General features: G+C 65.6%; 21 protein-coding genes. 15 read left to right on the top strand and 6 right to left on the bottom strand.

What is annotated here, in order from left to right; all coding sequences use genetic code 11:
- Positions 1 to 370: 370 nt before the first annotated feature.
- The 11 genes from DB032_RS23170 to DB032_RS24775 all read left to right on the top strand — a co-directional run bounded on the left by DB032_RS23170 (position 371) and on the right by DB032_RS24775 (position 12515).
- Entirely contained in the window at positions 371 to 1396 is a 1026-nt protein-coding gene (locus DB032_RS23170) for a hypothetical protein (protein WP_107801525.1), read from the top strand.
- Between the two features lie 10 nt (positions 1397 to 1406).
- Positions 1407 to 3395 carry a hypothetical protein gene (locus DB032_RS23165; RefSeq protein ID WP_107801524.1) on the top strand — a complete coding sequence of 663 codons (1989 nt, stop codon included), beginning with the start codon at positions 1407 to 1409 and terminating at the stop codon, positions 3393 to 3395.
- A gap of 13 nt (positions 3396 to 3408) precedes the next feature.
- The gene (locus DB032_RS23160) at positions 3409 to 4470 is read left to right on the top strand and encodes a ferritin-like protein (RefSeq protein WP_107801523.1); all 1062 of its coding nucleotides are present in this window, start codon (positions 3409 to 3411) and stop codon (positions 4468 to 4470) included.
- Between the two features lie 140 nt (positions 4471 to 4610).
- The gene (locus DB032_RS23155) at positions 4611 to 5843 is read left to right on the top strand and encodes a 3-dehydroquinate synthase (RefSeq protein ID WP_199225977.1); all 1233 of its coding nucleotides are present in this window, start codon (positions 4611 to 4613) and stop codon (positions 5841 to 5843) included.
- Complete coding sequence (gene eboE, locus DB032_RS23150; protein ID WP_158274405.1) at positions 5830 to 7065, top strand: metabolite traffic protein EboE; 1236 nt, start codon at positions 5830 to 5832, stop codon at positions 7063 to 7065. Before DB032_RS23155 ends, eboE begins: the two co-directional genes overlap by 14 nt.
- Positions 7062 to 8003, top strand: coding sequence for a UbiA family prenyltransferase (locus tag DB032_RS23145; protein ID WP_199225976.1), 942 nt, complete (start codon positions 7062 to 7064; stop codon positions 8001 to 8003). The genes eboE and DB032_RS23145 overlap by 4 nt, the downstream gene beginning before the upstream one ends.
- Before the next feature lie 16 nt (positions 8004 to 8019).
- Positions 8020 to 8718 (top strand): EboA domain-containing protein, encoded by a 699-nt coding sequence (locus DB032_RS23140; protein WP_107801522.1) that lies wholly within the window; start codon positions 8020 to 8022, stop codon positions 8716 to 8718.
- Positions 8705 to 9595, top strand: a complete 891-nt coding sequence (locus DB032_RS23135; RefSeq protein WP_199225975.1) for a TatD family hydrolase — start codon at positions 8705 to 8707, stop codon at positions 9593 to 9595. Before DB032_RS23140 ends, DB032_RS23135 begins: the two co-directional genes overlap by 14 nt.
- A 4-nt stretch (positions 9596 to 9599) precedes the next feature.
- Positions 9600 to 11015 (top strand): alkaline phosphatase family protein, encoded by a 1416-nt coding sequence (locus DB032_RS23130; protein ID WP_107801520.1) that lies wholly within the window; start codon positions 9600 to 9602, stop codon positions 11013 to 11015.
- 1049 nt (positions 11016 to 12064) lie between these two features.
- Positions 12065 to 12433: a hypothetical protein gene (locus DB032_RS23990; protein WP_146176775.1), complete on the top strand. Its 369-nt coding sequence runs from the start codon at positions 12065 to 12067 to the stop codon at positions 12431 to 12433.
- Positions 12384 to 12515 (top strand): hypothetical protein, encoded by a 132-nt coding sequence (locus DB032_RS24775; RefSeq protein WP_255411666.1) that lies wholly within the window; start codon positions 12384 to 12386, stop codon positions 12513 to 12515. Before DB032_RS23990 ends, DB032_RS24775 begins: the two co-directional genes overlap by 50 nt.
- Positions 12516 to 13178: 663 nt before the next feature.
- Here DB032_RS24775 and DB032_RS23120 read toward each other — a convergent pair.
- From DB032_RS23120 to DB032_RS23110, 3 genes are all read right to left on the bottom strand, one after another.
- A complete protein-coding gene (locus tag DB032_RS23120; RefSeq protein WP_107801518.1) occupies positions 13179 to 14711 on the bottom strand; it encodes a catalase in 1533 nt (510 codons plus the stop codon).
- Between the two features lie 125 nt (positions 14712 to 14836).
- Positions 14837 to 15415, bottom strand: a complete 579-nt coding sequence (locus tag DB032_RS23115; protein ID WP_107801517.1) for a TMEM175 family protein — start codon at positions 15413 to 15415, stop codon at positions 14837 to 14839.
- A gap of 145 nt (positions 15416 to 15560) precedes the next feature.
- A complete protein-coding gene (locus tag DB032_RS23110; RefSeq protein ID WP_107801516.1) occupies positions 15561 to 16553 on the bottom strand; it encodes a sensor histidine kinase in 993 nt (330 codons plus the stop codon).
- A 159-nt stretch (positions 16554 to 16712) separates the two neighbouring features.
- Between DB032_RS23110 and argH the strand changes: the two genes are divergently transcribed.
- The 3 genes from argH to DB032_RS23095 all read left to right on the top strand — a co-directional run bounded on the left by argH (position 16713) and on the right by DB032_RS23095 (position 21244).
- Positions 16713 to 18098 (top strand): argininosuccinate lyase, encoded by a 1386-nt coding sequence (argH, locus tag DB032_RS23105; RefSeq protein ID WP_107801515.1) that lies wholly within the window; start codon positions 16713 to 16715, stop codon positions 18096 to 18098.
- Between the two features lie 653 nt (positions 18099 to 18751).
- Positions 18752 to 20356 (top strand): EAL domain-containing protein, encoded by a 1605-nt coding sequence (locus tag DB032_RS23100; protein ID WP_158274404.1) that lies wholly within the window; start codon positions 18752 to 18754, stop codon positions 20354 to 20356.
- Positions 20357 to 20476: 120 nt separating this feature from the next.
- A complete protein-coding gene (locus tag DB032_RS23095) occupies positions 20477 to 21244 on the top strand; it encodes a DeoR/GlpR family DNA-binding transcription regulator (protein ID WP_019103455.1) in 768 nt (255 codons plus the stop codon).
- A gap of 166 nt (positions 21245 to 21410) precedes the next feature.
- On the opposite strand, the gene DB032_RS23090 is transcribed toward DB032_RS23095, so the two are convergent.
- A complete protein-coding gene (locus DB032_RS23090) occupies positions 21411 to 23000 on the bottom strand; it encodes a diguanylate cyclase (protein ID WP_227106036.1) in 1590 nt (529 codons plus the stop codon).
- 113 nt (positions 23001 to 23113) lie between these two features.
- Here DB032_RS23090 and DB032_RS23085 point away from each other — a divergent pair, with 113 nt between their 5' ends.
- Positions 23114 to 25027, top strand: coding sequence for a ribonuclease catalytic domain-containing protein (locus DB032_RS23085; protein WP_107801513.1), 1914 nt, complete (start codon positions 23114 to 23116; stop codon positions 25025 to 25027).
- A 181-nt stretch (positions 25028 to 25208) separates the two neighbouring features.
- Here the strand turns inward: DB032_RS23085 and DB032_RS23080 are convergent, their stop codons facing one another.
- On the bottom strand, positions 25209 to 26030 hold the full coding sequence (locus tag DB032_RS23080) for an HDOD domain-containing protein (RefSeq protein ID WP_107801512.1): 822 nt from the start codon (positions 26028 to 26030) through the stop codon (positions 25209 to 25211).
- A gap of 183 nt (positions 26031 to 26213) precedes the next feature.
- Positions 26214 to 26840: a bifunctional 4-hydroxy-2-oxoglutarate aldolase/2-dehydro-3-deoxy-phosphogluconate aldolase gene (locus DB032_RS23075; protein ID WP_048408066.1), complete on the bottom strand. Its 627-nt coding sequence runs from the start codon at positions 26838 to 26840 to the stop codon at positions 26214 to 26216.
- Between the last annotated feature and the right edge of the window lies 1 nt (position 26841).

Raw genomic sequence — 26841 nt, 5'->3', positions numbered from 1 at the left:
TGGCGGGGCGGCTGCCGGCCTGCGCGGGCCGCGTTCCCGGCGTCGGGAAAGCCGGCGCGTCGTGGATTGTCGTCCAGCGCCGAGCTTGGGGTCAAGGCCGGGAAGAGGACTGTCGCGCCCGCGTCGTTTTAGTCCGCATTTCACATTTTCCTTTGCGACTGATCCGCCGCCGGCTATAACCACACTTACAAGTCATGATAAAAGCATGTGTTTTTCTGTGTGTTAATACTAAGTGACTATACGTAGTGCGCTGCATCAGGGAGGGCGGGTCAGCCGCCCGTGAAGCGGCGCCGTCCGTAGCGCGTCGGGCAGGAAGCGGCGGCCAAGGGGGCGGATGGCACCGGGGGTTCCAATACAAGGAGCACGATCGATGTCATTGCAACAGTCTGTCACCGCCAGCGCGCGCTGGGGGTGGCTGCTTCTGGCCTGCGTCGCCGCCGGCGCCCAGGCCGCCGACATGCCGGAGGCCTCCGCGGCCGCCGCGCTCAAGGCCTTGAAAAGCACGCCGGCTGGGCGTCACAGCTACTACACCGGCGGCGTGCACAACACCGTAGGCTGTCTGTTGCCGGGCAGTTGCGTCTATCCGCGCAAGCCCGGCGAACCCAGCGATCCGCTGTTCCCCGAGTGGTGGGTCAGCGATTGGACCATGTATCGCATCTTCAATCAGGCGGCGATCCAGCAATACCCGCCGCCGTACGCCTCGCCGCCAGCCGGCATGAGCGAGGGTCAGGACTATGAAAAGTCCTACGGCGCCAGCTACTACGACGCCAGCTATGTGCCGGCGGACGGCGACGGCCGCGGCGCGATGATGGAACACTATGAAAAACGCTGCCTGCCCATCTTCCCCGGCAGCAACCAGTACAGCTGCTCCTTCGTGTCCTTGGGCAACAAGGCTTATTTCCTGCGCTACGCGGACCGGCCCAAGGGCACGCCGCAGTGCTGCCAGTTCTCCTTGGACAATCACCCGCCGCGCCGCGACTTCATCAAGCATCTGCCGTACAACGCCGAGCAGAGCACGCACCTGAACGGCAGCGTCCAGGCGTACTCGCGGATAGTGCAGCCGGGCAGCATCCTGTTCGGCTACGCCTTCTACAAGCAAGCGACCCGCGACGGCGGCAAGGGCGCGCCGTACCGGCACCCGCAGTCCTTCTTCTTCTCAGGCGATCCCGGCTCTCCGCCGGACGCGCCCATGGTCAGCCAGAACTACAGCAACTTCCGCGCGCAGAAGCCGGACCCGAAACGGACCTGGCTCAAAGTGGCCGAGATGTGCCCGGCCAAGCCGGAATGGTGCTGCCTGTTCGCCACCGATTGCCCGGACAAGGGCAAGACCGACGCGCCGGCGGCCGACAAGGCCAACGCTCAACCCGACCCGAGTTGGGCCACTTTGCAGCCGTAAAGGAACCGCCATGAGTTATCTCGACTCTCCCCGCATTCACTTTTCCGGCTACTTCCAGTCGGACGTGTCCACCGTCAACAACAATGTCTGTTATTACGATTCCGACGCCTTCAAGGAGGAATACCAGCAGTTGTCCACGACCGGCGGCGACGGCGGTTGGAACCCGCAGGGCACCGCCATTTTCCGCTTCGTCAGCTGCAGCGTCACCGGCGCCAGCCTCAACGGCAAGCCGGTCACCAGCAGCGCGCAGGACCCCATCATCGGCATGGCGATGGAAAACGCCGATTGCCGCGCGCCGGGCAAAATGGCGGACCTGGACCCGCAGCAGCAAATGGTGTCCCAGATCTGGGCGCTGCAAGTGCGGCTGACCGACAATGTCGAGCGCGCGTTGTTCATCGGCGACATGCTGCCGGTGGGCTTCATGAATCTGTGGCAGCGCCAGCAGCAGGGCATCCGCTCGGACCAACTGCTGGCCGCCAACTACCAGTCCATCCTGGAAAACGTCCAATGGCACGGGCACAGCCACTCGCCGGTGTTGGAGGCGCTGCGCAAGGCCAGCCAGCACGGCCTGCTGGCCATCGAGTTCAATCTGTTCGGCTACGGCCGCGACCCGTCCATTCCCCGCTATACCCAGGGCCATATCGTCGGCACCATCGGTCCTTACCACGACCGCGAACCCCGGCACTTCGTCATGGGCCGGCAAATGACCGCGCAGTTGGACCCCAACCCCAATGAATATCCGATGGTGCCCTCCGGCGGCGTCTACAGCTTCCAGTGCCAGAACCACCCGGAGCGCCAGACGCTGACCGCGGACTTCGGCAACGCCCTGCCCATCGTCGACGCCAGCGGCGCCTTCGTCGACATGGGCACCTTGACGCTTGGGGTGTTGAAACAGCCGGCGCATGCGCCGATCAGCGGCAATCTGCCCAAGGACCAGGTCATCGTGCTGGGCCAGGTGGCCTACGACCCGCCGCAGCCGGGCGCGGCGGCCAGCGACGAGCCGTCCGAGTGGTATCGCCAGACCGCGGCGATCCAGGACTTCGATTACTCGGCCATCCCCGGCGCCAGGCAGGCGCTGGAAGCTTGCCCGGTGCTGCTGCTGGCGCCGTCCGGCGGCGTGTTCCAGGTGCTGGTGCAAGAGTCCATCGACGGTCTCTATGTGCGTTCCGACGAACACGTGCTGCGGCTGAACGCCGGCCAGCAGCTGCCGGTCAGCTTCTTCGCCAGCCGCTACGGCAAGCCGCTGTCCGCGCAGGTGAACGTGGAACTGCTGCCCAACGGCGCCACCCTGATGGGCGGCGGCCAACCGTTGCCGCCGTCGCCGCCGCACAATAAACCGGTGCTGCCGCCCAGGATCAGCGTGCCGGCGGACGCGGTGCACTATCCGGCCTGTTTCCACACCAACGACAACGGCCACGGCCGCGCGGAGATAGGCGCGATTCCGGCCGGACCGGGCAATCCGCGCGGCTATATCGACGGCCAGTTGTACGGCATCGGCTACCAGCTGCAGCATCAGCCGCAGGGCTATGTCAGCAATTACTGGAACTTTGTCAGCGTACTGGCCTTCAACCGCGTGCCGGTGCCGGAACACCCCACCTGGTACGACGATATCCGGCCCATCTTCGTCCAGTACGGCAACCTCTATCCCATCATGAGCAAATACGTGGTGGACCTGGGCGATTACGACTCCGTGGTGCGCCATGTGGACATCCTCAAACTGGCGTTCGCCCTGCCGATGAGCGACCCCAATCACATGCCGGTGACGCGCGACCTGTCCGAAGACAAACGCGCCATCATCCTCAAGTGGCTGAACCAGACCGACGCTCAGGGCAAACCGCTCAAGGGTGCGCCGCCGGCCAAGGCCGCCGTCCTGCCCGCGCCGCAAGCGGTGGACACCGACGCGGTGGCGGTGAGCCTCGACGCCTTGCAAGTTGCCGGCAAGACCGCGGTGGTGATGCAACGCCAGGCGCAGCGCAAAGCCGCGCCGTCCAAGGATTGAGGGAGAACAGGCCATGATTCGCTTGCAACGCAGCATCATCCACGGCATCCGCGCCGCCAAGACCGCGGCCGAACTGCACTACTACCTGCAAAACGCGGTGGAACTGGAGCACGCCACCATCCCGCCCTATCTGACCGCGATGTTTTCGCTGAAGCCGGGCTACAACGAGGAAATCCGCCTGCTGATCCACAGCATCGTGATGCAGGAAATGCTGCACATGTGCATCGCGGGCAATATTCTGATCTCCATCGGCGGCCACCCGCAGATCAACAAGCCGCCGTTCATCCCCAAGTATCCGGGGCCCTTGCCGATGTCCATCGGCGGCGATGACTTTATCGTGGGCATCGAGCCCTTTTCCAAGGAGCTGGTGTTCAACACCTTCATGGTGATCGAGGAGCCGGAAGACCCGGTGCCGGTGGAAACGCCCAAGCTCGCCGCCGAGGACGAGCCGGACTACGCCACCATCGGCGAGTTCTACGACGCGATCAAAAAGAAGATCAAAGAACTGGGCGACGGCATCTTCATTCCGGCCACCGTGCCCAAGCAGGTGCTGGGCTGGTTTTCGCCGGAGCGGCTGTTCCCCATCAAGGACATCGCCAGCGCCCTGCACGCCATCAACATCATCATCGTTGAAGGCGAGGGCACCAGCACCAATCCGAACCAATCGCCGGGCAACCCGGCGCACTACTACAAGTTCGGCGAAATCTACTACGGCCGCCGCATCGTCAGCACCCCGGACGGCGGCTACGCCTACGCCGGCGCGGAAGTGCCCTACGACCCGGCCGGGGTCTACCCCATGGTGTCCAATCCGCAGGATTACGACTACCAGGACAATACCCAGGCCAAGGTGAGGGTGGAAGCCTACGCCTACAGCTACAGCAGCCTGCTCAACGCCCTGCACCAGGCTTTCAACGGCGAGCCCAAGCGCATCGACACCGCCATCGGCCTGATGTACGACCTCAAGGTGCAGGCGGTCAGCCTGATGGAGACCCCGGTGGCGCCGGGCAGCGCGCAGACGGCCGGGCCCAGCTATCGCTACGTCAACACGCAAGGAGGCATGGACACCAGCGATTAAACGCGTCGGCGGAGGAGTAGCGCCCAAGCGGTCCGGTTAGCGCCGGACCGCGTTTGCCGTCTCTTCCGCCTCGTCGGCGCGCCGCGCGAGGATGTCGCGGCGCGCGGCGGATCATGAACCGGTTTTCTAGGAGCACAGCCATGCCACTGTCAGCCAGCAAGCCAGGCCTCAGCGACGCCGCAGGCGGCCGCAGCGCCGGGGCCATGACCATGCAGCGTTTCAGCGTGCCGTTCGAATACCCGGTGTATTTCGGGCGCGGCCTGCTGAGCGACCCCGGCAACCCGCTGTTGCGGCAAGCCATCTGCCGGCGGGAGCCGGAACGGCGGCACCGCTTCGTGGCGCTCATCGACCAAGAAGTGGCCGCCGCCCACCCGCAGCTGCCGGCCGCTTTCGAACGCTACGCCCGGCGTCACCGCGCCGCGCTGGAACTGGCCGCGCCGCCGCGTCTGGCCCAGGGGGGCGAGGCGTGCAAGAACGAGCCGGAGCAGCTGCTCGCGCTGCAAAGCTGGCTGCAGCAATGCCATGTGGACCGTCACAGCTGCCTGGTCATCGTCGGCGGCGGCGCGCTGCTGGACATGGCCGGTTTCGCCGCGGCCACCACGCACCGCGGCGTGCGCGTGGTGCGCATGCCCACCACCGTGCTGGCGCAGAACGACTCCGGCGTCGGCGTCAAAACCGCGGTCAACGCCTTCGGCGCCAAGAACTTCCTCGGCGCCTTCGCCCCGCCGTTCGCCGTGCTCAACGATTACGACTTCATCGCCAGCCTGCCGCGCCGCGACCGCATCGCCGGCATCGCCGAAGCGGTGAAAGTGGCGGCGATACGCGACCGCGCCTTCTTCGACTGGCTGGACGCCAACGCCGAAGCGCTGGCCGCTGGCGACGACGAGGCGATGCAATGGATGATACGGCGCTGCGCCGAACTGCACCTGAACCACATCGGCCAGGGCGGCGACCCCTTCGAGTTCGGCAGCGCCCGGCCGCTGGATTTCGGCCACTGGGCCGCGCACAAGCTGGAAGCGCTGAGCGGCTACGCGCTGCGCCACGGCGAGGCGGTGGCGATAGGCCTGGCGCTGGACTGCCGCTACGCGGTGCTGACCGGCCTGTTGCGCGAAGCCGCCCAGCTCAGCCTGCACCGGCTGCTGCTGCGGCTGGGCTTTGCGCTGTGGCACCCGGCGCTGGACTGGCGCGACGGCGAGCGCCGCCAGGTGCTGGCCGGGCTGGATGAGTTCCGCGAACACCTTGGCGGCGATCTGACCATCACCCTGCTGCAGCGTCTGGGGCAGGGGGTGGAAGTGCACGCCATCGACGCGGATCGGATGAACGCGGCCATAGACTGGCTGCGCGACAGGAGCGATGACCATGTTGCTGCTTGACCCCCAACAACGGCCGGACAGCGTGTCGGCCCCCCATTTGCCCGCGGTCCACATGAGCTACTGCAGCAATATCCATCCCGGCGAAAGCTGGCAGGAATTGCGCGCTCAACTGGGCTTCCACCTGCCGCGCATCAAGGCGCGGGTGGCGCCGGACCGGCCGTTCGGCCTTGGCCTGCGGCTGTCCGCGCTGGCGGCGCGGCAACTGGAAGAGCCGCCGGCGCAGGCGGAATTCCGCGATTTTCTGGCCGAGCACCAATGCTATGTGTTCACTCTCAACGGCTTCCCCTTCGGCGCCTTCCACCGCCAGGCGGTGAAGGACGGCGTCTACCTGCCGGACTGGCGCGACCCGCAGCGGCTGATCTACAGCAACCGGCTGGCCCAGCTGCTGGCGGATCTGCTGCCGGCGGAACTGGAATACGGCAGCGTCAGCACCGTGCCCGGCGGCTACCGCCAGCACCTGAGCGGCGACGGCAGCGGCGCGCTGTGGATCGCCACCCATCTGCTGGAGCACGCCGCCTTCCTGCACCGGCTGCGGCAGGACAGCGGCCGCCGCATCGTGCTGGCGCTGGAGCCGGAACCGGACTGCCTGCTGGCCACCAGCGAAGACGCGGTCGCCTTCTTCGAACTGCACCTCCTGAGCCGGGCCGCGCTCAACCAGGTGGCCAAATGGTGCGGCGTCAAACGCGAGGAAGCCGAAGCCATTGTGCGCCGCCACCTGGGCGTATGCCTGGACGCCTGCCATGCCGCGGTGGAGTACGAACAGCCGGAAGACGCGGTGGCGCGGCTGGACCAGGCCGGCATCGCCATCGCCAAGCTGCAGCTCAGCGCCGGCCTGCGCGTGACCCGGCCGGACCGGATGGCGGCCGAGGCGCTGCGCGCCTTCGCCGAAGACACCTATCTGCACCAAGTGGTGGCGCGGCGCGGCAGCGAGTTGTGGCGTTATCCGGACCTGCCGGCGGCGCTGGCGGCGCTGCCGCGGCAGCCGGCCGACGAATGGCGCATCCACTTCCACGTGCCCATCTGCCACGCCGCGCTGGGGCCGTTCGCCAGCACCCAGGATTTTCTGTCGCGGCTGCTGGCGCTGCAACGCCAGCGCCCGCTGAGCGGACATCTGGAAGTGGAAACCTATAGCTGGGGCGTGTTGCCGCCGGCCCACCGCCAGGGCGACCTGGGCGAGGCGATCTGCCGGGAACTGCAATGGGCGGAGGGCCAGCTGCGATGAGCGGACAGCCCGCGCTGCCCATACCCAAGACCAGCGCCCGGCGGCGGCTGTCGCGGCGGCACGCGCGCCAGACCCGCCGGCGCGTGGCCGGGGTCTGGTCGCTGGCGCTGCGGCTGGGACGGGTGTCTAACCTGCCTACGGTGTGGAGCAACGTCCTCGTCGGCGCCGCGCTGTCCGGCCACGTCGCGGCCGGCGGCCCGCTCGCCTTGCTGCTGTTGTCGCTGTCGCTGATCTATGTGGCCGGCATGTATCTGAACGACGTCTGCGACCGCCACATCGACGCGCGCGAACGGCCGGAACGGCCGATACCCGCCGGGCTGGCGTCGGCCCGGCTGGTGCTGCTGGCCGGCTCGGCGCAGTTGGCCGTCGGCGTCGCCCTGCTGGCGGCGCTGGGCCTGTCCGCCTTGCTGGCCGGCCTATGCCTGGCCGCCACCGTGGTGCTTTACGACCTCTGGCACAAGGGCAACCCCTTGAGCCCGCTGCTGATGGGCCTGTGCCGGATGCAGGTCTATCTGGTCAGCGGCCTGGCGCTCGGCGCCGGCGCGCTGTCTGGCCCGCTGCTGCTGGCGGCGCTGGCGCTGCTGGCTTACCTGATCGCGCTGACTTACGTGGCCAAGCAGGAAGGCCGCGCCGGCCTGGGCCGCTTGGCGCCGCTGCTGGGCCTGGCCGCGCCGCCGCTCTACCTGCTCAGCCAACCGTTCCAGCCCTGGGCGTTGCCCTTCCTGCTGCTCAGCCTGGGCTGGAGCGCGCATTGCCTGCGGCTGGCCCGGCCCGGACCCGGCCGCGACATGCCGCGCGCCGTCGGCGGCCTGATTGCCGGCATCGCCCTGGCGGACGCCTTGTTCATCGCCGCCGCGGGCCTGCCGCAGTGGGCGGCGCTGGCGGTCCTGGCCGCCTGGCTGACCCGGAGCTGGCAACGCCGGGTACCGGGCACTTGAACGGAGAATCTGCGCGATGGAAACGCAAACCATGCTGGCGGACCAACTGCACGCCAGCCTGCTGGACGCGGCGGACCGCCACAACGCCGCCCAGGCGCTGGTGTGGCTGGAGTCCTGTCGCCGTCTGACCGCCGCCGTGCCGGAGCCCGCCGCCGCGCGCCGGCTGTTCAGCGTGGCCAACCGGCAACTGGCGGCGTTGACCCTGTTGCCCAAGGGCGCGATCAAGGCCTTGCAGGCCCAGCATGTGCTGGCCGCCGAAGCCTGGTCGCCGGGCGACGCCGGCCGCGCGCTGCTGCTGCTGCGCGCCCTGGCCGCCGGCGCCGGCGCGGCGCTGGCCTTCGATCTGTATCGCGGCGGCGACAGCCTGGAACAGCAGGCGGTGGTCAAGGCGCTGATCCTGCTGCCCAGGCCGGAAGACTGGCTGGCGCTGGCCACCGACGCCAGCCGCAGCCACGTGGCCGGCGTGTTCCAGGCGCTGGCCTGCGACAACGCCTACCCGGCGCAACAGTTTCCCGATCTCAATTTCAACCAGCTGGTGCTCAAGGCGCTGTTCACCGGCGCGCCGGCGCGGCACATCGCCGGCCTGGAGCGGCGCTGGAGCCCGGAGCTGGAACAGATGGTGGCCGCTTACGCCAGCGAGCGCCGCGCCGCCGGCCGCAGCGTGTCCGACGACGTCGTTTTCCTACTGCAAGGACTGCATCATGAAAATGTTTGATCCGCACATCCACATGACCTCCCGCACCACCGACGATTACCAGGCGATGAGCCGGGCCGGCATCAGCGTGGTGGTGGAGCCGGCGTTCTGGATGGGCCAGCCGCGGCGGCACGTCGGCAGCTTCGACGATTATTTCCTGTCGCTGCTGGGCTGGGAGCGCTTCCGCGCCGCGCAATTCGGCATCCGCCACTTCTGCACCCTGGGCCTCAACCCCAAGGAAACCAACAACCCGGACGTGGCCGACGGCGTGATGGCGCTGCTGGAGCGTTATCTGGACAAGGACGGCGTGGTGGCGGTGGGGGAAATCGGCTTCGACGACGAAACCGAGGCCGAGGAGCGCTACTTCGCCCGCCAGCTGGAACTGGCGATACAGTTCGACCTGCCGGCGCTGGTCCACACCCCGCACCGCGACAAAAAGGCCGGCACCCTGCGCAGCCTGGCCCTGGTGCGCGACAGCGGCATCGCGCCGGAACGGGTGCTGATAGACCACAACACCGAAGAAACCCTGCCGCTGGTGCTGGACTCCGGCTGCTGGGCCGGCCACTCCATCTATCCCAACACCAAGATGGACGAACCGAGGATGGTAGCGCTGGTGCGCCAGTACGGCAGCGAACGCATCATCATCAACAGCGCGGCCGACTGGGGCGTCAGCGACCCGCTGAAAGTGCCCAAGACCGTGGAGGCGATGCGCGCCGCCGGCATCGCCGAGCGCGACATCGAAACCATAGTCTGGCGCAATCCGCTGGACTTCTTCGCCCAGAGCGGCCGTCTGGACATCGAAGAAGCCAACAGCCCGCTGGCGGTGGACCAGCGCCGGCTGTACCAGGGCAACTCCGTGCTGCGCGGCCAAAATCCGCAGGTGGACATCGTGGACTGACATCATGCAACGCACCCTCGTTCTCAACGTGGTGGGCCTGACGCCGCAGCTGCTGCGGCACGCGCCGCACCTGAGCCGGCTGGCGGAGCGCGGCGCGCAGCGCCCGATCACCGCGGTGACGCCGGCGCTGACCTGCCCGGCGCAGGCCACTTATCTGACCGGTCAGCTGCCGCAGGCGCACGGTTGCGTCGCCAACGGCTGGTATTCGCGCGAACTGGCGGAGCCTTTGTTCTGGAAGCAGAACAACGCCTTGATCCAGGGCGAGAAACTCTGGCACGAGGCCCGGCGCCTGCACGCCGGCTTCAGCTGCGCGCAGTTGTTCTGGTGGTACAACATGTACGCCGACGTGGACTGGAGCGTGACCCCGCGGCCCATCTACAAGGCAGACGGCCGCAAGCTCCCGGACTTTTACTGCAACCCGCCGGAACTGCACGCGGAACTGCGCCAGAAGCTGGGCGATTTCCCGTTATTCCACTTTTGGGGGCCGGCGGCGGACATTCGCTCCAGCCGCTGGATCGCGGACTGCGCCTTGCATCTCTACCGCTCGCGCCAGCCCACGCTGACCCTGGTTTACTTGCCGCATCTGGATTACTGCCTGCAAAGGCTGGGGCCGGACCATACGGAGGTGGCGGCGGAGGTGGCGGCGGTGGATCAGTTGTGCGGCGAACTGATCGAGCAGGCGGAGCGCGACGGCAGCCGCGTCATCGCGCTGTCCGAGTACGGGGTCACGCCGGTCAGCAACGATATCGCGATCAACCGCATCCTGCGCATGGCCGGCTGGCTCAAGGTGCGGGAGGAGCAGGGCGAGGACAAGTTGGATTGCGGCGCGTCGGCGGCCTTTGCGCTGGCGGACCATCAGATCGCACATGTCTATGTGCGTCAGCCGGAGCTGGTGCCGGAGGTGAAGGCCTTGTTGCTGGAGCTGGACGGGGTGGAGATGGTGTTGGATCAGGCCGGCAAGCGTTTGCTGGGGCTGGATCATCCGCGCTCCGGCGAGCTGGTGGCGGTGAGCCGGCCGGATCGTTGGTTCAGTTATTACTATTGGCTGGACGACGCGCACGCGCCGGACTTCGCCCGCACGGTGGATATTCACCGCAAGCCGGGTTACGACCCGGTGGAGTTGTTCCTGGACCCGACCTTGAACTGGCCGAAGTTGAGCATTGGCTGGACTTTGCTCAAGCGCAAGCTGGGCATGCGCAGTTTGTTGGAGGTGATTCCGCTGGACCCGTCCTTGGTGCGGGGTTCGCATGGCCGTCCCACCTTGAACCCGGAGCACGGGCCGTTGATGATCAGTTCCTTGCCGGACAGTTTGCCGCCGGGGTCGGTGCCGGCGACGGCGGTGCGGGACATCATCATGGATCATATGTTTGGGGAGGTGGAGACGCGGCTGGCGTATGGGGCGCATGGGGTGATGGAGTAGGGGTTTTGGTTTATTCCGGTGCGACGCTTATTGACTGGTTCTCCTTTGATTAGGGTTGTGATGGGTGATGGTTTTTCTGTTGAATCCGCTGCGCGGATAATGTTTTGGGTGCCGCTTTCCGCGCGGCGAACGGGGAGGGGGCGGGCCGCCGCCCCCTTCCAGCCCCCCTCGTCCCCCAGGACGCGAAACCCCGAAGAAAAAGGGGCCTGCAAGGCGCGGCTGAACTCGCGATTTGCTAGCGTCAAATCGCTCAAACAAAGCAGCCGCTTAAAACCTTGCAGACCCCTTTTTCTCCGGCGCGCCCCGAGGGGACACCTGGGCGCTACATGAGGTGGTCTTTTTTTGAAAAGAAAGAGTGATTTAGCTTTGCTGGCTAGTTCTGTGGATAACTATCCAGTTTGACCCTGCCTGTGGGTATCTAAGACAAATCAAGAAGAAAGCACGTCTCCGACGCACCCCAGATCCCTTCAAGCCTGCCGTCGGGTGGCGGGCCCGAGGTTTTAAGCGGCTGCTTGTTCGAGCAGCGCGACGTTAGCGCGCCATCACTGAGCGAATCAGAGATTCGCACGTAGAGAGTTCAGCCGCGCCTCGGGCCTGACGGGACCCGGCGGGAAGCCGTAGGCCAGGCTTGCAGGGTGGCCTTTAGGAGTGGAGGGGATATTTGGCCAAGCAAATATCCCCTCCCTGCTCGCCGGGCAGCCCCGGCAATGAAAATCATCATCCGCGCAGCGGATACAAAACCCACACACCGAGCCACACCAACCACCCTACCTTGACCCCGCCCGCCCCCTCGGCAACAATCCCCACGTTGCCGCCAAAACAAGCGGCACACGGGATTGGCGTCCCGTTTCCGAAGTCGACAAGCCAACGCAGCATGCTGCGTTGGCTGCTTTATCCATGGCAAGGCCGTTTTGGCAGGCGCATGGTGGGAGAGCGCTATGCGCTCGCCGGCAAGACTTCGGACCGGTACGCCAATCCTGCCACGCGCCTGCCTCACCTCAGCCTCACCCGGCAGGTGGTTTATCTTGTGTCACAGCAGGAGAAACACCATGCAACATTCTCAAAACTTCCCCCGTCGTCGTCGCTACAAACTGCACTCGCTGGAACAGCAGGAAGCCTTGCTTCCCTTTGTTCGCTTCTGCCCCGGCCGCACCTATCGGCATTACTGGCAAATGCCCACGCCCCGTAAGGATTACCCCGCCGACAGCGCCTATGGCCGCGAATGCGCGGCCCACCTGCTGCAATGGATGAAGGACAACCGCGAATATGTCGGCAAGGGCCTGCTCAGCCGCGTGGCGCGCGACATCGATTTTGACGACCGCGACGGACGCGGCCAGTGGATGGGGCTTCTTCAACTATCTGGAAATCATGATGCTGCTGGGCGCCGACCGGGTCCGGGTCTACCGCCATGTCGATAGCCAACACCAGATCTACCTGGCGCTGGGACAGCGCTTCAGCCTGGAAGCGCGCTTCCGCCGCATCCGGCTGCGCAACCGCTAAGCGTCTTGCGGTGGGTATCGCTGCGCTCCACCCACCCTACGGTGGATGGTCTTGTAGGGTGGGTGGAGCCGCAGGCGATACCCACCAAAGCCCGCCGCCAAGACCCAAGCATCGGTTCCATCGCGTTTCCGTGTGGGTATCGCTGCGCTCCACCCACCCTACGGCGAATGGTCTTGTAGGGTGGGTGGAGCCGTAGGCGATACCCACCAAACCCCGCCACCAAGGTCCAAGCATCGATCCCATCGCGTTTCCGCGTGGGTATCGCTGCGCTCCACCCACCCTACGGTGAACGGTCTTGTAGGGTGGGTGGAGCCACAGGCAATATCCACCAAAGCCCGCCGCCAAGACCCAAGCATCGATCCCATCGCGTTTCCGCATGGGTATCGCTGTGCTCCACCCACCCTACGGTGAACGGTCTTGTAGGGTGGGTGGAGCCGCAGGCAATACCCACCAAAGCCCGCCGCCAAGACTCAAGCATCGGTTCCATCGCGTTTCCGCGTGGGTATCGCTGCGCTCCACCCACCCTACGGCGGACGGTCTTGTAGGGTGGGTGGAGCCGAAAGGCGATACCCACCAAACCCCGCCGACACCGCTGCCACGGCGCGGCGCGCACGCAAAAACGGGGCGGCCATGGGCCGCCCCGCTTCACTCAAGCGGCTACGCTTATTCCTGCAACAGCGCCGCCCTGCGCTCAATCCCCTTCGCGTCCACCTTCAAGGCCTTGGCCAGACGCTCGCCGTACTGGCGGTCCGCCTTGTAGAAGTGCGACAGCATGATGTCGCGGGTCTCGACATTGCGCACCTTGGCCAGATCGCCGGACAGATTGCGGATCAGGTCCGCCTGGTCCTGCGCGCTCAGCGAGCGATAGAACTCGCCGGCCTGCTGGAAGTTCAGCGTCTTGGCGATGGCCTCCTGCTGGGTGTTGCCCTGCAAGGGCAGGCGGCTGTGCTTGAACTGCGGGTCCTGCGGCTTGGGAGCCAGCCGGCTGGGCTCGTAATTGACGCTGCCCTGGCGGCCGGAGGCGTTTTGCGCGCCGTCCTGATTATTGTTCACCACCTCCACCCGCGGACGGTTCACCGGCAGCGCCTGGAAATTGGTGCCGACGCGGTGCATCTGAGTGTCCAGATAGGAGAACAGCCGGCCTTGCAGCAAACGGTCTTCCGAGACCTCGATGCCCGGCACCAGATTGGCCGGCGACATCGCCACCTGCTCGGTGGCTTCGAAGAAGTTGGCCGGCACCTGGTTCAGCGTCATGGTGCCCACCTTGCGCTCCGCCACGCCGGTCCACACCTTGGTGGGGTCCAGCGGGTTGAAGGCGAAGCGGTTCATGTCCTCGGGCTGGATCAACTGCACGTACAAGTCCCAGGACGGGTAGCGCTTCTGTTCTATGCTTTGCAGCAGGTCCGCGGTGGCGTGGCTGACCGATTGGCCTTGCACCTTGGGCAGTTCGTCCGGGCGCAGATTGCGCTCGCCCTGATGCGATTTCCAGGTGAACTTGGCGTATTGGTAGCGGCCGTCCGCGGCCACCAGCTTCAGCGCGTGCACGCTGCTGCCGTTCATTTCACGGTAATTGGCCGGGGTGCCGTAGTTGGAGTACACCCGGGTCAGCATATGGGTGGATTCCGGCAAATGGGAGAAGAAGTCGAAGACGCGGTTGGGGTCTTGCTCATTGCTGACCGGGTCCGGCTTCAGCGAATGCACCATGTCCGGGAACTTGATCGCGTCGCGGATGAAGAACACCGGCAGGTTGTTGCCCACCAGGTCCCAGTTGCCCTGGGCGGTATAGAACTTGGTGGCGAAGCCGCGCGGGTCGCGGTCGGTTTCCGGCGCGCCGCGGCTGCCGATCACGGTGGAGAAGCGCACGAACACCGGCGTTTTTTCGCCCTTGCGGAATACCAGGGCGCGGCTGACGTCCTGCAAGCCTTCGCTGGCGACGAAGACGCCGCCGGCGCCCGCGCCGCGCGCGTGGACCACGCGTTCCGGGATGCGCTCGCGGTCAAAGCGCTGCAGCTTTTGCAGCAGTTGAATGTCTTGCAGCAGGGTGGGGCCGTTGGGGCCGGCGGTCTGGCTGTTCTGGTTGTCGCCCACCGGCGCGCCGTTGTCCTGGGTCAGGTTGGCGGCTTGGCTCAGAGCGGCGCTACAAGCCAGCGCCAGGGTGAAAAGCTTGCGGTTCACGGAAAAGGTCAGAACTGACATTGGCACTCCCATAAATTATTAGAACATTTACTAAGGGAGCGGCCATTATCGGAAGTGACGATAGTTTTGTTAAATCTTAAATTACAATTTGTTTGATAGTGTTTATTAATGGAACGAAGACGGCTTCATTTCTCCGCCAGCAGTCGTTCTATGCGACGGTCCGGCACCAGCCAGATCAGGGCCATCAGCACATACATCGCCGCGGACAGCCATTCCCAGTAAAAGGCGGCGGCGATGCCGATCAGATAGCACAGCGGGGAGATCTTGCCCTTGATGTCCTTGCCCAAGGCCTCGGACAGCCGGGTGCGGTTGCCGGGCAGGCACAGCAGCGATTGCTGCATCAGCCACCAGGCCAGCGCGCACATTAGCAACACCACGCCGTACAGGGCCAGCGGCAGCGGGGCGAAGTGGTTTTCCCCCATCCAGCCGGTGACGAAGGGAATCAGCGACAGCCAGAACAGCAGGTGCAGATTGGCCCACAGCACGCGGCCGTCCACGCGCTGGATGGCGTGGTAGAAGTGGTGGTGGTTGTTCCAGTACAGGCCCACGTAGAGGAAGCTGAGCACGTAACTGAGAAAGACCGGCCAACGGTCTTGCAGCGCCGTCCAGCTGGTGTTGTGCGGCACTTTCAGTTCCAGCACCATGATGGTGATGATGATGGCGAGCACGCCGTCGCTGAAGGCTTCCAGCCGGTTCTTTCCCATGATGTCCCTATCAGCTGTTTCAAGTAGATGATGGGGGCAGTATAGACGGCTTTCAGAGCGTGTTTACGATCGGGCGAGCAAGGGCGGGACAAGGCGTACTCACCGCGCAACGCTCCGCGACGCGCAGCAGATCGTCAACAGGTTCTTAGCCCGGCCGCTGGGCTGGCGCCGGGCGATAAGGCAGGCGGATGCGGGTGATGAAGCGTTCACCGTCCAGCCGAGCGCTGAGCGAGGCCTCGGCGTCGAAATACAGCTCCAGCCGCTCGGCCAGATTGTCCAGCGCCATGTGGTGGCCGGGCGCGGCCGCTGCCGGCTCCGGATTGACCGGATTGCTCAGCGTCAGCTCCAGCTGTTGTTCTAGCTGGCGCGCCTGGATGCGGATTTCGCCGCCGTCGGCCAGCCGTTCTATGCCGTGGAACACCGCGTTTTCCGCCAGCGGCTGCAGGATCAGCGGCGGCAGCGCCGCGTCCAGCGGGGCTTGCACGTCCCAGCTCACTTGCAGGCGCGCGCCCAGCCGTTCGGCCTCGATCGCCAGATACATCGCCGCCAGTTCGATTTCGCGGCCCAGCGTGGATTGCCGCGCCGGATCGCCCAGCTGGGCGCGGAACAGATCGGCCAGGTTTTCCAGCACCATTTCCGCCTTGTCCGGCTGCTTGCCGATCAGCGCGATGGCGGCGTTGAGGCTGTTGAACAGGAAATGCGGGCGGATGCGCGCCTGCAGCGCGATCAGCCGCGCCTCCGACAGCGCCGGGGACAAGGCGCGCGCGCGCAGATTGAGGTAATGCTGCATCAGCCCACCCACCGCGCCGGCCAGCAGCACCTGGCCCCAGGGCATGGGCGCCAGCGGGTTGAGCAGACGGCCGCAGAAGGCGAAGGACAGCAGGCAGATGGCGGCGGCGCTCAGCGTCACGCGCCGGCCGCGGTAGAGGCGGCGGCCCAGCAAGGCCAGCAGGCCCAGGCTCAGCAAGGCGCCGGGCACCAGCAGGCTGGACAGGCGCAGCAGCCGCCAGGGCAGCGGCTCGCCGCCGTCGTCCAGCAACAGGCCGCCCAGCAGGAACAGGCCGAGCAGCAGCAAGGCGCGCAGCAGCACGCCCAGGTTGCGGTAGTCGGGCAGGTCGGACGGGGGCGGTAGCGGCATGAGGGCGCGGCCGGAAATAGGATAGCCGCATCATAGCAAGGAAAACCCGCACTGGCCGAAGGCGCTCGCCGCTGGCATAGTAGGGGATTCCCGGCGGCGCCGCGCGCCCCCGGAGTTTCGCCAAGTTTTTCGTCCGCAGCCATCGTAGAAAGCATCGCCATGCAAGATCAACACGCCTGGTCCGGCCGTTTCTCGGAGCCGGTATCCGAACTCGTCAAGAAATACACCGCTTCGGTGGATTTCGACCGACGACTGGCCGAATTCGACATCGAGGGCTCGCTGGCCCACGCCGCCATGTTGCAGCGCGCCGGCGTTCTGTCCGCCGAAGACCTGGCAGCGATCCGACGAGGCATGGGCGAAGTGCTGGACGATATCCGCGCCGGCCGCTTCGAGTGGAGCGTGGATCTGGAAGACGTGCACATGAACGTGGAGCGCCGGCTGACCGACAAGATCGGCGACGCCGGCAAGCGCCTGCACACCGGCCGCAGCCGCAACGACCAGGTGGCCACCGACATCCGCCTGTGGCTGCGCGCGCAGATCGACGCCATCGTCGGCCTGATCGGCGAGTTGCAGCACAGCCTGCTGGACCTGGCGGAACAGCACGCCGAAACCGTGCTGCCCGGCTTCACCCATTTGCAGGTGGCGCAGCCGGTGACCTTCGGCCACCACATGCTGGCCTATGTGGAAATGCTGGCGCGCGACGCCGAACGCATGAGCGACTGTCGCAAGCGCGTCAACCGCCTGCCCTTGGGCGCGGCGGCGCTGGCCGGCACCACCTTCCCGATAGACCGCCATTACACCGCCCAACTGCTGGGCTTCGACGATGTTTGCCACAACTCGCTGGACGCGGTGTCCGACCGCGATTTCGCGATTGAATTCACCGCCGCCGCCAGCCTGGTGATGGTGCATCTGTCGCGGTTGTCCGAGGAGCTGATCCTGTGGATGAGCCCGCGCGTCGGCTTCATCGACATCGCCGACCGCTTCTGCACCGGCAGTTCCATCATGCCGCAGAAGAAGAACCCGGACGTGCCGGAGCTGGTGCGCGGCAAGTCCGGCCGCGTGGTGGGCCATCTGATCGCGCTGGTGACGCTGATGAAGGCGCAGCCGCTGGCTTACAACAAGGACAACCAGGAGGACAAGGAGCCGCTGTTCGACACCGCGGACACCTTGATCGACACCCTGCGCATCTACGCCGACATGATGCGCGGCGTCACCGTCAAGCCGGAGGCGATGCGCGCGGCGGTGCTGCAAGGCTTCGCCACCGCCACCGATCTGGCCGACTACCTGGTGAAGAAGGGCGTGCCCTTCCGCGACAGCCACGAGGTGGTGGCGCTGACGGTGCGCCACGCGGAGCAGCAGGGCGTGGACATCGCCGACCTGTCGCTGGCCAAGCTGCGCGAGTTCTCGCCCTTGATCGATGAGGACGTGTTCGCGGTGCTGAGCCCGGAAGGCAGTCTGGCGCAGCGCGACCACGTGGGCGGCACCGCGCCGCGCCAGGTGCGCTTGCAGATCGAGCGCCATCGTCAACGCCTGCAGCCGCGTTAAGCCCCTTAGAACCTGTTCAAGGTCGGCTGCGTTTCCTGAGATGCGGCGCGCTGAGCGCCGCTCCGTCTCGCTCTTGCCCGCAAGCCTTTGAATAGGCCTTTGATGGCCGTCAGGCCGCGCCCCGCCATCCCGGCGGCGCGCGGCCTGTTCTTGTTTGGGGGCCTGCCGATTGCGGCAATTTATATCAAACAACAGTCAATCAAAGACATTTTATTAAATAAATCTTTCTAATTAGCTTTTCTGTCTCCGGCTAAACCGTTATCTTTAGCGCCAGACTTGCGGGAGCTTCGAAAAATCGCGACGGCGGCCGACACGCCGCGCGGCTGGTTTTCCAAATTTCTCCAAGAACGTGTTTACGATCCAGCGAGCCAGAGCGAGACCAGGCGTTGCGGTTGAGAAAGCGGAATGCACACGTAGTGCATGAGTGTTTCGAAGCGCTGCTCACCGTGTCGCGTCTCATGGCGCGCGGCAGATCGTAAACAGGTTCCAAGGGACGGCGCGGCAACGCCCGCCTATCCCTCATCCTGGCAGTCCCCGTCTATCCATGCTGTTCTCGCCAGCGCCAGCCGTGCCGCGGATTGGCGCGCGCCGCCATGGCCGGACGCGGGGCCGCTTCTTGTCATTACAGTCACTCAGTCACGCCGGGGAACAATGTGTTTTGTCGCCATCGCTTCCGTCACCTGATCAGCCGAGGCAATCAATTCCGCGGCAGCCTCAACGCCGCGGAATGGGCCTTGGTCTTGCTGGTGGCCGTGTTGCCGGCGGTGATAGGCCTGCCCCTGACCTGGAACCGCTACCAGCTGGACGTGCAGGCGCAGCTGCAAAGCGCGGCGGGGCGCGCGGTCAATTCGGTGGACCGGGTGTTCAGCCAGGTGGACCGCTCATTGCGGGAGGCCGCGCCGTTGGCCGGCCAGCCCTGCCCGCAGGCGCGCGGCAAGCTGGTGTCGCTGGCGGCCTTCGATCCCTATATCCGCTCGCTGGGGCTGATGGACGGCCGCCGCCTGTACTGCACCTCGGTGCTGGGCGCGCAGTATTCGGATCTGCCCTTCACCCCGTCGGCGCCGCAGCAACTGATCTACCGTCTGGACTCCGGCCCCTTGTACCCCAAGCGGCCCTTCTTGATGCGCACCTTGCTGGGGGAGCGGGGTCAGGCCGTCGTCGCCAGCGTGGAACTGGCCTATTTCAGCCCTCTGCTGCCCTGGCAGGCCGACGACGGCCACAGCGGTTCGCTGCTGGTGCTGAATCACAAGGAGGCGGTGCAGTCCACATTGCCGGGCGCCGCCGAGGTGCCGGCCAGCGCGGTGCTGCGGGTGATCGCGGCCTCGGAGCGCTTTCCGCTGGCGGTGCACAGCTGGGTGGACGCCGACTACCTGTGGCGCGGCGCGTCGGCGCGCCTGCTGCGCGCCCTGCTCTTGTTGCTGCCGGTGGGCGTGGTCGGCGCGGTCCTGCTGCTGGGTTATCTGCGCAAGCGCGGCTCGGTCAGCGGGGAAATCCTGCTGGCCTTGCGCAATCAGGAGTTCCTGCCTTACTACCAGCCGGTGTTCGACGCCTGCGGCCGCCGCTGCATGGGGGTGGAGGTGTTGCTGCGCTGGCAGCATCCGCGTCAGGGGCTGACGCCGCCGGATCTGTTCATCCCGGTGGCGGAGGCCTCCGGCATGATCATCCAGATCACCCGCTATCTGATGCGGCGGGTGGCCGCCGACATGGCCTCGCTGCCCTTGCCCGATCGCTTTTTCGTGGCGCTGAATCTGTCGCCCAGCCATCTGCAGCACGCGCAACTGGTGGAGGACTGTCAGGCGTTTTTGCGACACTTCCCGAAGACGCCGCCGCGGCTGGTGCTGGAAGTGACCGAGCGCGAGCCCATCCGGGTGACGCCGCAAAGCCAGCAGGTGATGGCCGCGCTGCGGCGGATGCGGGTGCAGATCGCCATCGACGACTTCGGCACCGGCCACAGCAGCCTGGCCGAGCTCAACCGCATTCACGCCGATCATCTGAAGATAGACCGGGTGTTCGTGGCGGCGATAGGCAGCGACTCCATCGCCAACCGCATCCTGGAGATGATCATCGATCTGGCCAAGCAGCTGCGCATCTCCATGGTGGCCGAGGGCGTGGAAACCGAACAGCAGCGCGCCTATCTGCAGCAAAGCGGCGTGCATTATCTGCAAGGCTATCTGCTGGCGCGGCCGATGCCGCTGGAACAGCTGCGCGATTTTCTGTGGGGGCGTCCGCCGCTGGCGGAGGGCCAGCCGGTCTCCTGAGCAAAAAATACGCAATAAACGAACACTATTGGCCGATATCAAGCCGGAATAGTGGTTCTGTTTGCCGCTGACCCGCAAAATATGTTACTAAAGTGACGTGATTTTCGATTCCGAATAGTTATGAGCCGCTCACCCCGTCACGACAAGATTCTGCAGCTGGTCCGCGAAAACGGCTTCATGCCGATCGAAGAGTTGGCCAGACTGCTCGATGTCACCCCGCAAACCATTCGCCGCGATATCAACCAGCTGTGCGAGGCCAATCTGTTGCGCCGCTACCACGGCGGCGCCGCCCTGGGCAGCAGCGTGGAGAATGAGGACTATTTCGCGCGCAAAGGAAAATTCCAGAGCGAAAAAGCGCATATCGCGGACATGATCGCCAGCAGCATTCCCGATCACGCCTCGCTGTTCATGAGCATAGGCACCACCATAGAGGCGGTGGCCCAGGCGTTGACCAGCACGCACAAGGGTTTGCGGGTGATCACCAACAACATCCACGTCGCCTCCATCATGTCCACCAATCCGGATTTCACGGTGATGATCACCTCCGGCACGGTGCGCGCGTCCGACGGCGGCATCACCGGCGTGGCCACGCTGGACTTCATCAACCAGTTCAAGGTGGACTACGCCATCATCGGCGTGTCCGGCATCGAGCCGGACGGCTCGCTGCTGGACTTCGATTACCGCGAAGTGCGGGTGGCGCAGGCGATGATGTCCAACGCCCGTCACCGCTACCTGGCGGCGGACCACAGCAAGTTCGGCCGCAACGCCCTGGTGCGCATGGGACACATCAGCGAGTTCCACACCGTGTTCACCGACGCGCTGCCGCCGGAGCCGGTGACCAAGCTGCTGGAAGAGCAGGGCGTGCGCCTGGTGCTGACCGAGGCCTGAGACGCTTTCAAAGCCTGCCGCGCTTCGGCGGTGTTAACAGGCTTTGAGCACGCGGATCGTCAACAGGCGTCCTGGGTGCGGCGCTGAGCGCCGCGCCCGAAAAAAAGCCCGGAACCTCTCGGTGGTCCGGGCTTTTTCGCGTCCGGGCGGGGCCCGGCGGCGGGGCTCAATCCTGCATGATCTCCACCCGGTTGCGGCCGTTGGCCTTGGCCCGGTACAGCATTTCGTCGGCCTGGCGCACCAGCTCGGTGCTGCTGGCGGCGGTGTCCAGCGAGCTGATGCCCACGCTGAAGGTCTGGCGGAAGTCGCCGTCCGGCGCGCGCTGCTCTATCTGGCTGAAGTCCTGGCGCAGCTGGTCCATCAGCTCGCGCGCCTGCGTCTGATGGGTGCCGGGCAGCACGATGGCGAACTCCTCGCCGCCGTAGCGGCCCACCAGATCGCTGCTGCGCAGCCGTTCCTTGAGGAAGCGCGCCAGATTGATCAGCAGCTCGTCGCCGGCTGGATGGCCGTGGCTGTCGTTGATGGTCTTGAAGAAGTCCAGGTCCAGCATCGCCAGCGACAGCGGCCGCTGATCGCGGCGCGCGCGCTGGATGCCGTACTCCAGCTGGCCGTGCAGATGGGAGTGGTTGAGCAGGCCGGTGAGGCTGTCGTTGATGATGTAGGAACGCAGCTTGCGGTAGCGGCGCGCGCGGTTGATCACGGTGACGATCAACTCCTCCGGCGCCACCGGCTTGGTCAGGAAGCCGTCTATGCCCAGGGTCAGCGCGTCCAGCTGCACCGCCTGGCGCTTTTCCACCGACAGGAACACCACCGGGATGCCGTCCAGCAGCCGCTGCTGGCGGATCACCTTGGCCAGCTCCATGCCGCTGCACTGCGGCATGTACATGTCCATCAGGATCAGGTCGGGGCGGAACTGCTCTATCATGTCCAGCACCCGTTCCGGCTGGGTCTCCTCGCGGGTTTCCACCCCCTGGGCGTTGAGCACGCTGGAGTAGAGCCCGGCCAGCGATTCCATGTCCTCCACGATCAGCACACGCAAGGGCTCGCGCTTCTCGCCCAGATCGCTGAAGCTCAGCTGGTCAATCAGCTGATGCGCTTGCAGCGGCCAGTCCAGCAGGCTGCCGGCGCCGGCGCGCACCGCCGCCAGCCGCGCCTGGAAATCGTGCAGCGGCGAGGTCAGGATCAGCGGACAGATGCTGCTGATGGTGGGGGCCAGCAAAAGAATGGGGTCGTTGGCGGCGAACTCGGTGAAAGCCACCACCGCTTCCGGCGCCTTGTCCTGCAGCGCCTGGGCCAGTTTGGCCGCCTGCTGGATCACCTTGGCGTGGATGCCGTAGCAGGACAGCTGCTGGATCAGCGGCGTGGCGTCCACGTCTTGCGGCAGCCATAGATAGAGGGTGACCAGGCCGCCGCCCAGCAGGGCGTCGTAGTCGATCTCCGGCAGGCCGTCCTTGCGCTCCATCATGCCCAGCTGGCTGACCAGGCCCAGGTGGTGGCGCAGCCGGTTGTAGCGCTCGCTTTCCGACGGCGCGGTCTGCGGTTGCTGGATCCAGCCTTGCAGCAGCCGCGACAGGGTCTGGATTTCCCCGGTGATTTCGTTGAGGTCCTGCTCGCGCACCATGTCCTCCAGCCGCAGGATCAGCGACAGCAGGTGGGCGGCCAGCGGCCGCTCCCAGCGGGTGACGAGCAGGTGGCCGATGCGATCGATTTCCTGTGCCAGATGCACACGTTGTTTGAAAGCCTGATGTTGCGACATGATCAAGTATTCCCCGGTGGACCCGGTCGTCCAATATTCAAGTTCTGAAGCCGCGCCTGAGGCGCGCTGTTATAATCCGCCGTTGGATTGCAACGGCCTGGCAAAAATTTTTAATGAACGTTTTTTACGAAGAGAGCGGCGGCTTTAAGGTCGGCAGCATCGTTTCGCGCAATGACGCTAGTCTGCAAGTGGATACCCAGCATGGCAAGCGCGCCAAGATCAAGGCGGCGAATGTTTTTCTGGAGTTTAGCTCCGCATTGGGCGATTTTCTGCCCATGGTAGAGCAACTTGCCGCGGATATTGACCTGGATTTCCTGTGGGAATGCTGCCCGGACGACGAGTTCGGCTATGAGGCGCTGGCGGCCGATTACTGGGGCCGCGCGCCGTCGGCGGCCGAGGCCGCCGCCATCGTGTCGCGGCTGTACGGCGCGCCGATGTATTTCTACAAAAAAGGCAAGGGCCGCTACAAGAAGGCGCCGGAAGACGCGCTGAAGGCGGCGTTGGCCGGGCTGGAGCGCAAGAAGCGCGAGCAGGAGCAGATCGACCAGTGGGTGGCGGAGCTGAAAGCCGGCCAGCTGCCGGAGGCGATCCGCGGCCAGCTGATGACCTTGTTGTGGAAACCCGACAAGAACACGCTGGAGTTCAAGGCCTTCGACCAGGCCTCGCGCGAGCTGAGCCTGCCGCCGCTGCGGCTGGCGGACAAGGTGGGCGGCATCTCCTCGGTGCCGGACTATCTGATGGCCGGCTTCATGCTGGAGTTCTTCCCCAAGGGTCGCGGCTTCGGCAAGTACGAACTGCCCACGCTGCCGGAAGAGCTGCCGCTGTCGCTGGTGCGCGCCTTCTCCATTGACGACGCCAACACCACCGAGATCGACGATGCCTTGTCGGTGCAGGACCTGCCCAACGGCAACAAGCGCGTCGGCATTCATATCGCCGCGCCGTCGCTGGGCATCGCCATCGATTCCCCGCTAGAGAAGCTGCTGCTGTCCCGGCTGTCCACCGTGTATTTCCCCGGCGACAAGATCACCATGCTGCCGGACGATCTGGTGGAGATGTTCACCCTCAAGGAAGGGCACGACTGCCCGGCGCTCAGCCTCTACGTGGAGGTGACGCCTGAGTTCGAGCCGGTGGCCTACGAGAACCGCATCGAGAAGGTGCATATCGCCGCCAACCTGCGCCACGCCGCGCTGGAGCAGTTCTTCAACGAAGAGACGCTGGCTTGCGATCCGGGCGTGGACTATCCGTTCAAGCAGGAACTGATCTGGTTCTGGCAGTTCGCCGAGGCGCTGGAGAAGCGCCGCGGCAAATACGACCCGACCCGGCCGGTGCAGATGGATTACAACTTCGACGTGGTCGACGGCAAGGTGCTGATCACCTTGCGCAAGCGCGGCGCGCCGATGGACAAGCTGGTGTCCGAGCTGATGATTCTGGCCAACAGCGAGTGGGGCCGGATGCTGGCCGAGGCCGACATCCCCGGCATGTACCGCGCGCAAAGCATGGGCAAGGTGAGGATGACCACGCGGCCCGAGCCGCACACCGGCTTGGGCGTGGCTCAATACGCGTGGGCCACGTCGCCGCTGCGCCGCGCCACCGACTTCATCAACCAGCGTCAGCTGATGTCCATGATCCGCGGCGAGAAGCCGCAGTTCGAGCAGGGCGACGCGATGCTGTTCGCCATCCTGCGCGATTTCGACACCACCTACTCCGCCTACCTGGGCTTCCAGGACCGGATGGAGCATTTCTGGTGCCTGCGCTGGTTCAGCCAGGAGGGGGTGTCCGATCCCACCGCCGCCTTCATCAAGGAAGACCTGGTGCGCATCGACGGCCTGCCGATGCGGGTGCGCATCCCGGGCCTGCCGGAGCTGGCGCGCGGCGACCGCATCCAGCTGTCGGTGATCCGCATCGACGAGCTGATGCAGGAGATCGAGCTGCGCTGCGTCGGGGTGCTCGGCCATGTCGACGCCGCCGAGGACGAGGCGTCGGAAGCCGAGACGGAGACGGGCGAGGCGGACGGCCAGGCCGGTTGAGTCCGCAATGCGAAACGTGCGAAAAGGCGGCTTGGGCCGCCTTTTTTGCGTCCGGCTGGACGGTGCTCAGCGTGGCTGACACAACTCAGTTTTACGGCTGAGGCAAGGCGCGCCGACGCAGACAGTACATTGAGTACGGCAAGTCGGCGCAACGCAGCATCAGGGGTTGAGTTAGCCGTTCTTAGAACATCTCGTCCAGCGCGGTGCACGCCTCGCGCAACTCCGGCAGCGCCGCGGCCAGGTCCTCGCGCTTCAAGCCGGCGCGCTCCATCACGCTGACCGGCAGGGTGGCCAGCATGTCCTCCTCGCTCATATCGTGATTGAAGCCGGAGGTCATGAAGGACGCCAGGCCGATCAGCAGCGCGAACGGCGACACTTCCTCGTTCAGCAGATCGTGCTGGTTGAAGATGGCTTCCTGGATTTCGTCCGGAAAATTCCAGCGCCGCGCCAGCTCGGCGCCCACCTCGGTCAGATCCATGCCCAGCAGCATGCGCTCGGTGGCCACCCGGTCGGCGCCGCCGGCGACGATGCGGTCTATCTGCAAAGCCTGTTCCGGCACCGCCACATAGAGCACCAGTTCGCCGATATTGGACAGCAGGCCGCAGGTATAGCCCAGCTGCGGGTCCAGCCGGGCCAGCTTGGCCAGCCGTTTGGCGGCGTTGGCCATCGCGAAGCTGCGCTGCCAGAACGCCTTCATGTCGAAGCCCTGGATGCCCAGCGTGGCGCCGGTGACGCCGGAGGCGATCACCAGCACCCTGAGGTTGTCGAAGCCGAGCAGGATGATGGCGTCGTCCAGAGAGCCCACGCGCCGGCTGCCGCCGAAGCGCGCGGTATTGGCCAGCCGCAGCACGCGCGCGGTCAGCACCTGGTCATGTCCCACCTTGTCGGTAATTTCATCGATGTTCACGTCGGTGCGGTGAAAACTGGCCACCAGCTCCTGGACCACTTTGGGCACCATGGGCAGTTTGCCCGACGCTTTTTCAAATATTTCCGCCACTTGCATAGGGGTCTCCAATAGGTGAGCCGTCGCCGGCGCGGGCGTGGGCCGGCAGGCGATGAAGTCCTGCTTCTTGAGCTTAGGCAATTGGCGGGGGAAAGGAAGGACAAAACCGGACAGGGGCGGGCCGGCGGCGGGCGGCCCGCCAAAAAAACAGGGCCGGGAGGCCCTGTAAAGAAGCAACGTCGTTTAATTCCTGTGCAGCTGGCTCGCTTCCAAGGCCAACTGGGTGATGCGGTCCCAATCGCGGTTGGCGATGGCGTCGTCCGGAGTCAGCCAGCTGCCGCCCACGGCCAGCACATTGGGCAGCGCCAGGTATTCCGGCGCTTTCTTGATGTCGATGCCGCCGGTGGGGCAGAAGCGCAGATCGGAGAACGGGCTGGCCAGCGATTTGAGCAGCTTGACGCCGCCCACGGCCTCGGCCGGGAACAGCTTCTGGATGGTGAAGCCCTCGTCCTGGGCGCGCATCGCCTCGGACGGGGTGGCGATGCCGGGAATCAGCGTCAGATTGGCGGCGCGGGCGGCGGCGCCCAGCTCCGGGGTGAAGCCGGGGCTGACGCCGAACTGCGCGCCGGCGTCGATGGCGGCTTCCACGTGGGCGCGGGTGCGCAGCGTGCCGGCGCCGACGATGGCGCCCGGCACTTCGTCGCGCATGCGGCGCATCGCCGCCAGCGCGGCCTTGGTGCGCAGCGTCACTTCCAGCACGCGCACGCCGCCGGCCACCAGCGCCTGGGCCAGCTCGACGGCCACGGCCGCGTCGTTGACGATGATCACCGGAACAACCGGGCCTTGGCGCAGCAGGGTCAATGCGTCCATA

The organism is Chromobacterium sp. Panama, from assembly GCF_003052555.1.
Classification (GTDB): domain Bacteria; phylum Pseudomonadota; class Gammaproteobacteria; order Burkholderiales; family Chromobacteriaceae; genus Chromobacterium.
This window is presented reverse-complemented; position numbering and strand designations above follow the sequence as displayed.